Source organism: Paraburkholderia sp. GAS42 (genome assembly GCF_050436565.1).
GTDB lineage: Bacteria > Pseudomonadota > Gammaproteobacteria > Burkholderiales > Burkholderiaceae > Paraburkholderia.
Genome location: NZ_JBNDML010000033.1, coordinates 1 through 13,138 on the forward strand (window position 1 = coordinate 1; position 13,138 = coordinate 13,138).

Below are 13,138 nucleotides of genomic sequence, written 5' to 3' on the forward strand. Positions count from 1 at the left end.
TCTTGAGACCCTTCGAAATCGCGTTTCGGGGCCATTCTGAGTGGCCTCATTATGCCGATCATCCCCGGCTCGATTACGCCGATCCGTGACACATGGATGCATGATTTGTGCGCCCGATTCAAAAGGGGATGTCGTCCATCCAGGCAGGCGTAGACTTACCACTCAAAAGCCCCACAATGCGGTCGACCTGAAACCTGCACGGCAAGATGCCCTCTAGCGTGGTCGACATGAGGTTGGGGTTCTCGCGTGCTCGCCGTTCGAGCGACTCCGCCTCTTTAATTCGCGTTCTTCCTAGCGTCATCTGATTCCATGGATACTCCACGAAAAGCGCATGTTGGGCGAACACAAATACCACAGCAAGATGGCTGCGTAGCTCCGCAAACAGATTCCGGTTCGCAACGAAGGGGATGCGAAGCGCGCCACCTGCGAATGCCTCGCATGCAGCCGGCTTCCCAGCGATGTCGGTGTTCAGAATGAGTTTAGGAGTCGCATCCTGCGTGAGTTCGGCGGTGTCCTGACCACTGGGCGCTCCGCACGGAATAAGGAGTACGAATTGCTCTTCGGTCAGTTCACGAACCCGCTCGGGCAGCGCTTCACGCCACATACGGTTGTAGGTTCCAAACTCCAGCGGCGTTTCGATTGGCTGAAATAGTTCTGGCCAGTCAGCGTCGGAGATGCGCGAGTGTTGTGCCTGGCGGGCGCTATCGTGTCTGCCCAAACGCGCCCGGTATCGCCTACTTTCGATGAGCGATTGAGCCGCTCTGAGTAGGCCAGGATATCGGAGGCTATCTATTGCAGTTCGACGCTCGGGGAGGAGTAGCGTTTCGAGCCCGTCCTCGTCGTTCAGAAAGCGAACAGCCGGGTCATACGAGCGGCGGTTGGCGTAGGCCGAGGCGCAACGCATTACTTCACAGTAATGTGTGAGTATTTCTCGAGCCAGAGAAACGTTTCGGTTGTCATATTGCGTCGGGGCATCCCAGGCGGAGCCAAGAACCCATCGACCGACTGTTTGCGGCTCCAGCTGTGCGTAGTATTCGCTAGTACCGTCGTCATGAGTGTCAATGAGACGAGCCGCCTCATCCAGGATGGCTTTCAAGTCCCGCGATGGATAGTCCGAGCAGTAATCGTCGAGGGCCCGCATCGCGTCTTCGGTGTAGTGATGTCGGTAAGCCACGCTATCGTCGGTGCCTGTTTCGACAGTCTGTGCATCTTCATTCATTTGTGGCAGTCCAATAGTCTTTATGTGTCATGTAGGAACCTGTTTTTAGCTCTCAGACAGACGCGCGTTTGGCGTGCTTTTTTTCTGCGAGAGTTCGTCGATTCAGTCAAAGATGAAGATAGGTAAAAATTAGGATAGCGAATATATGATGGCGCTTAATCTATGAAAAACGCCCATCAATCTGCATCGATGTTGTCTTATGTCTCTTGCGTGTATATATCCCGATTATCTAGCACAAGAACTGGGCCTATCTCGGAAAGGTCGGCAGATGTACCGTACAGATCGGCATATGTCGGATGGCTCTTTGACTGGGCAGACATGGAACACGCCCATAGGTCGGTGGCGAGCGACTCTGTAAACGGGACATCTTCGAGAATTGTCACGTCGGTAAATTGATAGATGACCAGGATTCGGGTGCCGATTTCGAATTGCCAGGCCCTGAACGCGTGGTCTGGCAGTGCAATAGTCTTATCGCGGAGTTCAAGGGCCGCCATTCGACCATTCCGGGTCGTGATGACAATTGCGCTATTGCTGGCAGCGGTGGCTGGAAAGTCGGAAGCTTTGTGCCCCGGCAGAGCCACAATGACGCAATATTCGCCCGGCAACAGTTCCTGGTTCATCAGTGCGTCTTTGGCGAGAACGTAAAATGATGATGGGTGCTCGACCGTTGCGACATACTCATTGATGAGAGCCATCAATTCCTGGTCGAGGTCATCAGGGGACAGCTTCTTTTGTTTGATTTGTGTTATTTGCATTCGATTTATTGAATAATGGATATTTCTGTGAGTGATGCGGTCACGCACGCTTTATGAAAACTAGATTGGTATGGAGTTGTCTTCCTTTTTCCCTTGAAGGTCGAGTCGTCAGACGCACGCCGTGTCACGTTCGGGCTTGCTCACTCGCTCATTTGCTTGTCGATGCCTGATGGCAGCAGCCCTGACCATCTCCGCGACCTCCGAGCCGAGAGTTGCCCAACTGAGCCCGGCCGCCGCCGCTTCAACCGCTTCCAGAAGAGCCAATGCGGCTTCGCCGCATCGACTTCCATCGCGTTGCGCGTATCGCAGATGCTCCTCGTTCCCGAGGATGTCAGGATGCGCGCAAATCCATTCATACGCCGATTCGGCGTCGTGTGGCCGAGCGTCTGGTGGAAGCGCCGATAGCCGCTCCGCATTCGCCTCGTCAAAAGCATTCATCGCTATAAATCCGGCGAGTTCGTCTGCAAGTGTCCGGAGCGATGAATGTTGTTCCGCTTCGATTGCCTGTTGGAAGCGCGATGCGTAATTGGAGAGTGTGTCGAGGACTGTCAAGGCATCGAGCTGGCGCCAGAAGTCGCGCTCGGGGCGATACGTTGCCTGAAGAGCAAGTATTACGTTGCTGGGTGCCATCGTGGCCTCAGCAGTGAAGCCGCAGTCGCTCATGAAAGCGACGAAGCTCGAGACGAACGTGTCGCGAAACAGGGATGAGGTGGATATCGCTTCCCCGTCTATGGGGGATTTATTTTTAAACATAAGGGCTTGAAATGTGGGTTGCAAAAGGGTGGAATTGGATAATCGTATTTACTATTAATGTATAAAACAAGGGGTTTGTTAAAATATCCAGATATTTATACGAGTTCCTGTTTAAAATAAAATTAGTGATTTATTTAATAAACGGTGGCCGCTGAAATTTGCGGATGAATCATCTGGTTGGCGGATGTGACGCCAACCCAACCGTCCTGTGTAATGCAGACCGGTTATCGTGCCCGCAAGAGATAACCGAGCCGACCAATGGTGGCGGAGACGCAGAGGCATTCAGGTTGGCGAATCTGCTCAGAAATGGGCAGATACCGAGCGTTTGCGCGAATTTGTTCGAAGAGGCGACGTGTCTACAGCGAGCGCCTGGTCGAGCCACTTAGCACGTTACCCTCGAAATGCTCGCGAGCGCAGAGCGCCGGTGACGCGAAGCAGCGAGAGTTCATTTGACGTCCTCCCCGCCCTCAGCCTGCGGCTGCCGCGCCAGGCGCGGAAAGGACGGGGATTCCTACTGCCAGACGGCGACGTCCCGCCGCGAGAATGTTGTCTGCCGAGTTAATGTCGCGATGATGATACGCACCACACTCAGGGCAGGCCCATTCTCTTATTCGCAAACCTTCCAGGCCCCTGGGGCCTGTGCGCCTTTTACAGCAGCTACAGGTTACGGTTGAATACGCTTCATCGATCTCATCGAACCACACGCCGGCGTAATCGCACTTGTATTGCAGCATGGTCCGGAACAGGCTCCAGCCTGCGTCGAGCACGGATTTTGCCATCCGTGTCCTCGCAAGCGCCGAAGCGTTCACGTTGCCGATGAAGATGGCGCCGTACTCCTCGACGAGCGCCGTGGAAAGCTTGTGCAGCTGGTCTTTCCGTGAATTCTTTATCTTTGCATGAAGCGCACGCACGCGTGCCTTCTTCTTCGCGCGTTGCGCCTTCGCAAGCTCACCCTCTAGCTTACGATAGTGCCGCCCGGGACCCACCACGTTTCCGTCGCTCAGGGAGGCGAAGTCTTTCAACCCGAGGTCAATACCGACGGATTTCGTTGCCTCGCTACGACGCGGGCCGTGCTGCGCACCCAGCTTCACGCAGAGGTTGATATACCACCTGCCACGCGAGTCCTCACTGATATTGCCCGCGCCGATCTCATAGTCTGCGAGACCATAGCTGTCCCACAGCGACAGGACCATCTGGCCGATGAACAACTGTCCGTTGCGGTAGCGGATTGCGTTCCCTTTAAACGGGATCCAGCCCAGCGAGCGACGTGCACCATGCGACGACCGCCAGCGCAGTTTCACTTTCCGGGCCTGCTTTCTGCGTGCGGCGTATTCTTCCGCGACCGCCTGGATAGTGCCCGAATGAAGGCCAAGCCCGGCCTTGCCGGCGCCCTTCGTGAACGGATGGAAGTCGTATCCCGAGAGGAATCGCCGCTCCCGCTCCCACACCTTGATCGACAACTCGTTGCAGTAGTTCCAGAGAAAGTTCACCGCGCGTGCCTGCTCCTGCAGCGCACGGGCGTGCATGTCTTTGAGTCGGAGATGGAGTACGCGGGTAAGTCTGCTGCATGTGCCGATACGGTTGTTTCTCCGTATAGGCCGACACAGTCTCGGCGAACAACAAGGCGCGATTGGCGTTCTGGGCGTGGCGTAACCCACTGCCTGGCTCGCGAGCGTTCACCCAGCACGGTCCAGCAGACCCGCGTGTGGATATGGCTGTGCTCACGCAAAATGTCGGAAGTCTTCCAACGGACGAGCGCGAGCAAAATGTTCTGTGGTATCGACTGTCGAAACAGGCTGAGAAAGATGTAGCGGTGCGAGACAGCCACCAGTCATATCTGCTGTTCAGAGACATCGCGGCAATGTCGTTGCTTCTTGTTGTGGTCGCAGCACTCTTGCTGTATCTCATCCAGAACAGTGGCTCCGCTGCTCTATGGACCGGCGGGGTTTTCCTCGTCCAGTTTGTGATTGCAGCGGTGGCAGCCCGCAACTGCGGTGTGCGATTTGTGCAGAACGTTCTGGTGTTTCATTCCGTACAAAAAACCGCGAAGGGGAGCAGGGCAGCGTCAAGGTCCTCATCTACTGACGGCAGCCCCAGGAAAACGCGAGCGAAGTCCGAACCCAAGTCGCAGGAAAATACAGCTACCAGAGGTAGTGAACGAAACGGCGATACTTTGCTGTGATCTGCAAACATCGGAGCGCGGAAGTTGGTCGGCACCTGCAACCAAAAAACGGCTCGCGCAACTACAACCCCACGGGCGCCGAGCCGCGCTTTACGCAGCGTTTCAAGCTCGACCCGACCAGCCAGGACGTGACAATCGGCCAACTGCACTGCATGCGCTGAAATGTCTTGCAGGCTTGTTATCAATTCCAGGCGCCGGACTTCGCTACCAATCCCGGGTGCGCACCGGAGCCACAGTGGACCACCTGTAACAGGCCTTGGCGAGGATCCAGCCGCTATTCAGAATAAAAGTATCCCCGTTCGCCTGATTTGCGAACAATTGAAAAGCCGGCAGTAGAGATGAAATTAGGCTTCGTGAAACGAAGTAACACTGCGCTCGATGTCATTCTTCGACATCGGGACCTGTACGACAAGTTTGGTCGTGCCGAGCACGCGCAAAACCTGAAGGAAGAAGCTCATCCGAAACGTTCCTCGCAGTGCCTTGTGAGCAATTGATTTTTCCGTTTCGTCCATACCCGCTCCCTGCAGCAATTCCGCCAGACCACGGTAGGTGAGTCCGTGTCTGTGCAGCTCGTCCTTCAACATCTTCCTGCATTCGTAATCGAAGTCGACGCCCTCAAGAGCATCATTAGCCGACATAAAAACCTCCGAGTCCTCTTTCGCGAGCAAAATCTACTCGACACGCTGCGTACCTTGCGAGAAACCGTACTATTTGCCCCTCTTTTTCACGCTTCGACTGTACGCGCAGCACGAAGCGAGCTAATGTACGTCCCGAAGCAACCCAAAATAGGGTAAATTACCCATATTTGGGTTTATCCGGGTTTGGATACACCCAGATGTGGCCATTTTACCCTCGATGGAGGTGGTGAAGCACGTGTCTCGGATCAGGGGCGGCGAGGTCGTGATGGCCGGGCTGCTGGGCCATTCGTCCAAGGCGGTGTCGCCGGCCGGGCCGTTAGCGCACGCGTGCACAGGGCTCAACCATTGCAATCTGGTACTGGAGAAACAGGATGAAGATGCCGGAGCAGCCGAAGGTTGTAGAAAATCCCTTCTGGGTGCGGATGGATAGACGAGTCAACACGTATCACGCAGCTACTTCCAAACGCAGAGGCGTCGCGACCTTAAGACTCATAGATTTCGCGAAGGAGCCGCTCAATCCGGAGCAGTCGAGGCGATACGCCGTGTACGGAGACCTATTGGCCTGCTTTCTCATTCTTCAGGAATGGGACCCGGCCGTCGTGGCGTTTGGCATGGGCGAGGGCAAGCATCCTGTAACAAATCTCGATCCGGCCGTTGACGCATCGGCTCAAGTCGAGAGCAGGCTTAACACCGGCGAACGGGTGAAAACGACTTGCATCCAAGAACTGCCGACATCGCTCAATGGCAAGCGGCGCCTCGCGGCGCGGGAACGCGAGGCTGAGGAAAGCGGGTATTCGCACCGTGTATTTACGTACAACGATGGCATCGCGAACAGAATAAAGCTGGAAAACGCTGTTTTCCTCAACCCTATGCTTCATCGGGTTCCTGGTGAAAGATTCGACTGTCGCTACGAACGGCGCGTCGTAGACGATGCTCTTAACGTTCGCGAAACGACAACCCTTGGGTATCTGCAGGCGGCGGGAGGGGTTTCGATTGCCAGGATGCAGGGGACTGTTGCACGCCTGTTGCACTCAGGCGCTCTGGAGACTGTTCACGGCCTGGATCGCAGGCCTTTTTCCCTTATCAGCGAACTGCGCTGGGTAAACGATTCCATGGCGCCAGTACTCTCATGATCGATCTCAGCGCCAGACGCGAGTCCAGGTGCGGCCATGTGGCGCTTCGGCGCCGTAGTTTTTTCCTGTCACGAGGCTTAGGCGCTTAGGGCGATTTTGTTCAGCGGGTTCGGCCTGACGCTAAGGGCAGGGCACAGAATTGCTGGTCATTCACTTGGCCGAGTCGTTCATCGAGAGATGACGAAATTCGAGCAATGGCGTAGCGGCAGCAAAGACGACGGCAATCTTTTGAACGTATGTTCGATTAAAATAGGACTGCTACTTATTTATGGATGTCATCACGACGATGAACGACAACAGTCTGTTGTTCGAAAGGCCAAGGTGCTCTAGTGTTCCGTGGTGTGATGACAGTATCTTCGGGGGACACGGCACCAATTGGGTGGCGCGTGCTCTTTTCTTCGGGCCGGCGAAGAATTGGGTCCTTGTGCGGTCAGATGATGCGTCTTAGCGAAACGCCGGATGTAATTCCTCCCTTCTATCGCAGTTATCGCCATTGGAGGCCCATGTCATCGAGACTCAAGGTTCCGCGCCATTTGCGAGATACCTCCTTGTGGGCAAAGCCAGACGCCCTCAAGGAGATAGCGCTCGCAGCGACGACCAGTTACGGCGACCGCAAGCGGGCCATCCAGATGTACTTCGATGGCTGCAGTTATAGCGCCATCCTTGCCGAGACTGGCATTAAGGATCGGAGCGTACGCTGGTATATAGAGCGCTGCACGACGCCCGACCCATCGACGGGAGCAATCCATGGTTTCCTAGCGTGCCAGGAAGGCTTCCGGTTGGAGTCGTATAGGCGCACAGCGCCGTTCGTAGCTCACGACAAAACGGGCAACGCAGTAGGTTTACTCAAGCTAACACTTGAAGCCTTCCCGGCTGTCGAGAAAAAGTTGCTCAGCGAAGCGTTGCTTCTGGACGAGGATAACCAGCAGTACAAGATTCCGACCAATGAGCTTCTTGCGATTTTTCATGAGGCGCTCAAGACAGAGCTTGTGGCGGCGGGCATGGACTGGACTGTACATTGGCCATTCACGCAGAGGGACCGAGGCTACGAAGCACTACGTCGTTGGCGCAAAAAACTTCTTTTCACGCATCCTGCCGAGTACATCAAGGCGCATTTTGGACCGAAGGCTGCGAAGAAGCTGGAGGCCGGCACCCACGTACCCAGCCTGTTTGAAAATTTCCGGCCGCTATCGGTCCGTCAACTTGATTTTCACGAAGTCGACACCGCCTGTACGCTTGTTTTCCGGGATCCGAATGGCGCCGAATTCGAACGCGTCGTAGAACGGTTTCATCTTGGCGCGATTGTCACCGAGTATCCGGTGACTCTTGCAGGCTATGTGTTCGTATTCGCGCTATCACCGAACTCGGACGACGTCCTCGATCTGGTGCAAGCGTCAGTCTTTCCGGAAAAAAGAGAGGGCCCCGTGTCTTCGCTTTTGCCCAACGGCGCGGTGGTACTTGCCGGACAGATTGACGCGTTGTACGGGTCGGGCTTTTCTGAGCTGTTGCTGGACAACGCCTCGTACAACATCGCACTCAGCGCGTTGGGAACCATTATGGATTGCGTTGGATGCATGATTACCCTTGGGGCGCCAGGGAAATGGTGGTCAAGAGCGCTCGTGGAAAGGTTTTTTGGCATATTCGAACGGAAAACCAATCTGCTACTGCCGACGACCTACGGCAAGAGCCCGATTGATCCATTGCGCGGGGACCCGGCAAAAGCTGCGCAGAGGTTGAAGATTCGAGTAGATGATGTCCTGGAAACATTCGAGGCCTTCGCCGAGCAGATCAACACCCGGCAGGTATCTCACTCGACTCATGGGCAGACTGCCGTCAAGGCTATCGAAGCGATGCTGGAAAACGAATCTTTGGGCGTGTTTCCTCAACCATTGCCTTATTCTGAAACTGAGCCTGGTTGGACTTTCTTCGCGCAAGTAATCGAATGCGACGTAGTTGGTGATTCGTCCAACGGAACCCGCTGCTATATCAACCTCGACAATCGCACGTATACCAATACTAATCTGGGACTCAGATACGACCTTAAAGGCCAGACGCTAGTCGTTTGTCGACACCGGTGGAACGACAATCTGGTGGTTGCGACAGTCAAAGGAAACCCGGCAGATTTCGTAGGCTTTCTGGAACCCAACCGGAGGGCTCGTCGTTTTCCGATGCATCACCGTCTGGCGAAAATCATCAACCAGTTCTTCAAGGAAAGCTGGTTTGCAGGAATCGAAAAATCGGCTGGGCAGGTTTTGCTCGAGAAAAAAACAGCGGTAGCAAAAAAGAGTCCTGCGAATCGGGAAAACCGGGACGCGCTCGACGTTTTGCGGATGGTCGAAATGATGGAAAAGGCGGCTCGAGCCGCAACTCCCGCGCAGTCACCGGAGGTCGCCGATCTGTCCGAAGATGCTTCGAACGATAGCATGATGGAGCCAGATGACCGGCAGGCTCCGTCATTCGCACAGCCCGAACGACGCATCAAGATCGATATCAACCCTCTGAATCGCCTGCGAAAGATTGCGCGGCGTTTTTGACAAACACCCGTTTCTAGCGGTCACTGGAGAACCAAATGGCACTTGCCGCGAAAAAAGCTTCGAATCCCGCACCACAAAAGGATACAAGCTCGGACGATGCAATCGAGACGCCCGAGTTGGCATCGGTTCATCCGATGACGTCAGCAAAACAGCCGTTGCCGCTGACCACACCGAGTGATAGTGACTGGCTCGAACATCCGCTCACTTCCGCTGCATACCCGATACAGACGCCAATGGTTCAGCGACTTTTCAGTGACGCACGGATGGCCGTGAAGAACAACATTTCAGGCTGCTATTTCAAGGCATATTCAGGCGATGGCGTAACAGAAACGCTTAGATCCTTGCGTGAAATGCTTGAGGAATCTTTCGACAGAATCGCAGTGGTTTGTTGTGCGCTCAATCCAAATTCGACGGTCAATGAACGAAGGGTCGTTTTGAATTTTCAACTGGCGCTAACAAACTCTTACATTCCGTCAAAAGCAGTTGAAGATACGGAAGCCAGGCTCATCGTTAGATTCGAGGAGCTTGCACGGAAGGTCCGCTCCAAGGTAATCGTAATTTTGCTTGACGGCCTGCAGTACATTTCCGAAGAGGATGTCAGCTTCATTTCCAAGCTGCGTGCTGTATTGCATGATTCCGAGCCTCCGGTGGCAGTCGTTACTTTTGGGGGAGGTCACGATCCCGCCATGGATCGCATCGCCGAAAAAATCAAGGAAAGTGCACTGTCTCCGGAGGTCTGGAGTCAGGTCGTTGGTTTTCAGGTCCCGTTTACAGGGATTCGTTCAATGGATGACATACGAGATATTTTTGATGCGATCGATCAGGAGGAACACGGTGGTATCAGTTGGCCATGTTTTTTTCTGCCGATTGTGATGGGACGCACATTTACGTTGGCGGGGGAAGTAAAAAACTTCAAGGCTGCGTTCGACGATTTGACGAAGAAAAAATCCAGCAGCTTGTTATCGGTGGGCATCCCGAGCCGAGCTTTGTTTAAAACGGTTTCGATGTTCTTCGAATTTGCTTCCGGAATCGATCCAGAGGATCTGACAGACGAAGTTCGTACCAGATGTTGGCGTGAGGCCCTCCAGTGGATTCGCCTTATCGACGTTGTGCATGACAAAGCCTCAGCGGGTGTCATCAACGGCGGTATGCCGAACACGCCTGCGGGAGTAGCCTCGTAATGCCACGCGCTGCTCGTACCCGGGAAAAATGGACAGGGCTAGGGTTCGGTCCGCTTCCTGCGGAATCGAACATATCGCTCTTGGGGCGTTTTGCATATTTGAATGTATTACCCTCGTACATGCTCAGGAATGAGTTCGGGTACCGCCCTGGAGGTCGTGCACAAGGCTTCACCGGTACGTGCGGGGTAGACTCGGGCAAACTTCAGGCCGAAACGCGCTGGGCGCTTCCATTGCCAGAAAACGCAGCAATGAGGCAAAGGCCCAACCTCATCAAACACCTGTTCAGCCCGGACTTCAGATATTGTCCTGCATGCTTGGTCAACGGATATCATAGCTATTGGCATCAACTCGAAATGCTTGATGGGTGCCCTATACACTCAATAGCTCTTACGGATCGATGCTGCAATTGTGAAAACAAGGTTGGGTCGTGCGTCAATGCGCTGAGCCGTAGCGTCAATCTCTATGAGTGCCCGAGCTGTAGGAGACCTCTTGGAGGACATGATTTCTCGTGGGGCGGTCACGAGAAATTTCGAGACCGCCTTCTTCATCAGAACATGTTCAGTAGCCTGGAACAGTGGTGGAATACTGCCACTGGGTTGGAATCGGCTCAACAATTGCTCGTGCAGAATCTGGTCCGAAGCTGGTATGTGTGGGGGGATGTCAAGGCGGTTCTTCAGTTCGTCGTCCAACGACTGGCGCCATTGCCTGCGGGACTGCGATCTCACCCTCCCGATTCCGGCTTTTCCATGCTGCAGTGGACACTGCATCTGACTTCACAGTCACGTGCGCGAATCGACGGGATTTGCCGGACAGATCCGTACGCAAAGTCATCAGACACGGTGTACCTTAATACTCTCCTGGCTTTGCATCGCTGGGTCTACCCGCATGGAGCGGGAGCGCGAAGCGCTTCAATGATGCTCAAACTACGCGACGGCGGTCGCGTGTACGGCGAACACGACGATGCGCGGGAAATTGCTCTCGCATGGTATAGGCTCCTTCTGGAAAACAGCACGGCAACTCCATTTGAGTGGCTAAATCCTGCGAAGGCCCGTTTAAGCGCAGCACTACCGCTGAGGTACGTCGGGATCAAGCTTCAACGATTACCGGCTCGAGCACTATATCTAGGTATTTATGCTGTGCTGCTCGAGATCACGCGTCGTCAGCTCGGTTGCGATGGAGAGTTGCATCTTTTTGGAATTTCTGCGATTCCCTTCATTGTTCCTCTGGTATATCTTCCGTATAATCTTGAGCCGATCACGTGTAATAGTCGTTCGGATGGATTCGTGGTCTTCCCGGCCATTGCAGGCTTTGACCTGTCGACGCTGTGGCCGAGTTCCAACCGAATGGTCGGTGCCAATCCTACGCTGTGATTCCGTAAGTTCCCATCTATTGAGTTGGTGGGGCCGACGTGCACAAGTTAATTTGGCGATGGATTTTATCCCGGGAATCGCAGGAAAACTCCGTCCTTCAGGGCGTAGATGACTTGCGTCTCTGGAAACGAAATTCCCGGATTCAATCCGCAAGAAACTGCGCTCGGCGTGCCTGTCGGCGGTGCCTCAGGTCGCCAATGCCGGTAAGCTCGCGAAGGTGCATCAGCGCCTGGACCGCGTCCGGTCGCTGAAAAACCGGATGAGCGCGTATATCCATCAGAACCTGCCCGCGCACTTCGGGACACTGGCCGCATTCAAGACGGGATACACGCGGTTTCGCGCACCGTGCTCAACGCCTGGGAGACGCAAACGCTTTTTAACTGCATTTGCGGTGACTACGAGCGGGCGTGGAATCGGCGTCTACAGCAACATTCGTTCTTTGTGCAGGCGGGATGGTCCGGCGGGCGCTATGCCCGGCAGATAACCCGCAAGGCGCACGGCGTCACCCAGCTGTTGTATCTTCCCGGCGCACAGAAGCCCGGCGATTTCTCCCTGAAACGCCGACAGACGGATCTCACACGCGCCGCTTCGTACATGTTCCGGATCCACGACCTTGTGACGTTCGACGCTGAACAGGTCAGGGATGACGGGTTGCGGGTCACGTTCATGAGGCTGAAGCCCGAACCGGAGAAGTGGGCGCGGCTGTGCGCGTATGTCGAAGCGCGACGTGCCGGCGTACTAGCCCGGACGAAGCTGAATCACGACCGCACGGGCACACCCACACGATTCATCCAGAGATCGGCAGTTCGTGCCTGGTTGTCGATGAGTCAAACAGCAAGTACCGTTACTTTCTCAAGATTCCTAATACGGACAAAAAGAAAGATGGACACGTCTACCTGCCACTGCTTGTCGACCGCAAACGGATTGACCCTGCGACGCTGCGTACCGGTGCTTCGTTCCTGATCAAGGCCGCCGGGCGGAAGGTTCTCGTCACCATGACGTATGAAGCTGACGCACCGACGTCTGTGGCACGGGAACGTACGCTCGGCCTCGACGCAAACACGAAGCACAACCTGCTACGGGACTCGGAAGGTCGGGCGTATGACTACGACCGTCTCTACCCTGAAACGCTTCTGGGCCTGCTCGGCAGGCTTGATCGCACGGGCACGGCGAATCTTGACTATCGTGGCCGTGGGCGGCTGCGAAAGCTGCTTCTGCGCAACGAGAGGAACTCAAAACGATGCTGTCGAAGTGGGTCAAAGGCTGGGCCACTGAAGGTGTGACCGAAATCGTGCTCGAAGACCTGTCGATCTCGAAGGACGCGACATTCCTGCGGCATGAGCTGCACAACGTGAAATAGAGCCGGCTGCTCA

The 13,138-nt window shown here is 55.0% G+C and carries 11 protein-coding genes; 6 read left to right on the plus strand and 5 right to left on the minus strand.

Going from position 1 to position 13,138, the window contains the following annotated elements; translation table 11 throughout:
* Positions 1-118: 118 nt before the first annotated feature.
* From P3T16_RS32105 to P3T16_RS32120, 4 genes are all read right to left on the minus strand, one after another.
* Positions 119-1,219 (minus strand): hypothetical protein, encoded by a 1,101-nt coding sequence (locus P3T16_RS32105; protein ID WP_429345288.1) that lies wholly within the window; start codon positions 1,217-1,219, stop codon positions 119-121.
* 197 nt (positions 1,220-1,416) lie between these two features.
* The gene (locus tag P3T16_RS32110) at positions 1,417-1,974 is read right to left on the minus strand and encodes a hypothetical protein (protein WP_429345289.1); all 558 of its coding nucleotides are present in this window, start codon (positions 1,972-1,974) and stop codon (positions 1,417-1,419) included.
* A 108-nt stretch (positions 1,975-2,082) separates the two neighbouring features.
* On the minus strand, positions 2,083-2,727 hold the full coding sequence (locus P3T16_RS32115) for a hypothetical protein (protein WP_429345290.1): 645 nt from the start codon (positions 2,725-2,727) through the stop codon (positions 2,083-2,085).
* A gap of 467 nt (positions 2,728-3,194) precedes the next feature.
* Entirely contained in the window at positions 3,195-4,334 is a 1,140-nt protein-coding gene (locus tag P3T16_RS32120) for an RNA-guided endonuclease InsQ/TnpB family protein (protein ID WP_429345319.1), read from the minus strand.
* Between the two features lie 98 nt (positions 4,335-4,432).
* Between P3T16_RS32120 and P3T16_RS32125 the strand changes: the two genes are divergently transcribed.
* Complete coding sequence (locus tag P3T16_RS32125) at positions 4,433-4,909, plus strand: hypothetical protein (RefSeq protein ID WP_429345291.1); 477 nt, start codon at positions 4,433-4,435, stop codon at positions 4,907-4,909.
* 344 nt (positions 4,910-5,253) lie between these two features.
* Here the strand turns inward: P3T16_RS32125 and P3T16_RS32130 are convergent, their stop codons facing one another.
* Positions 5,254-5,547 (minus strand): DUF6471 domain-containing protein, encoded by a 294-nt coding sequence (locus P3T16_RS32130; RefSeq protein ID WP_429345292.1) that lies wholly within the window; start codon positions 5,545-5,547, stop codon positions 5,254-5,256.
* Positions 5,548-5,918: 371 nt separating this feature from the next.
* Here P3T16_RS32130 and P3T16_RS32135 point away from each other — a divergent pair, with 371 nt between their 5' ends.
* From P3T16_RS32135 to P3T16_RS32155, 5 genes are all read left to right on the plus strand, one after another.
* The gene (locus P3T16_RS32135) at positions 5,919-6,680 is read left to right on the plus strand and encodes a hypothetical protein (RefSeq protein ID WP_429345293.1); all 762 of its coding nucleotides are present in this window, start codon (positions 5,919-5,921) and stop codon (positions 6,678-6,680) included.
* 503 nt (positions 6,681-7,183) lie between these two features.
* Positions 7,184-9,214 (plus strand): hypothetical protein, encoded by a 2,031-nt coding sequence (locus P3T16_RS32140; protein ID WP_429345294.1) that lies wholly within the window; start codon positions 7,184-7,186, stop codon positions 9,212-9,214.
* Positions 9,215-9,249: 35 nt separating this feature from the next.
* On the plus strand, positions 9,250-10,395 hold the full coding sequence (locus tag P3T16_RS32145; RefSeq protein WP_429345295.1) for a hypothetical protein: 1,146 nt from the start codon (positions 9,250-9,252) through the stop codon (positions 10,393-10,395).
* Between the two features lie 911 nt (positions 10,396-11,306).
* On the plus strand, positions 11,307-11,765 hold the full coding sequence (locus P3T16_RS32150; RefSeq protein WP_429345296.1) for a hypothetical protein: 459 nt from the start codon (positions 11,307-11,309) through the stop codon (positions 11,763-11,765).
* Positions 11,766-12,110: 345 nt separating this feature from the next.
* Complete coding sequence (locus P3T16_RS32155) at positions 12,111-12,728, plus strand: hypothetical protein (protein ID WP_429345297.1); 618 nt, start codon at positions 12,111-12,113, stop codon at positions 12,726-12,728.
* Positions 12,729-13,138: the final 410 nt, after the last annotated feature.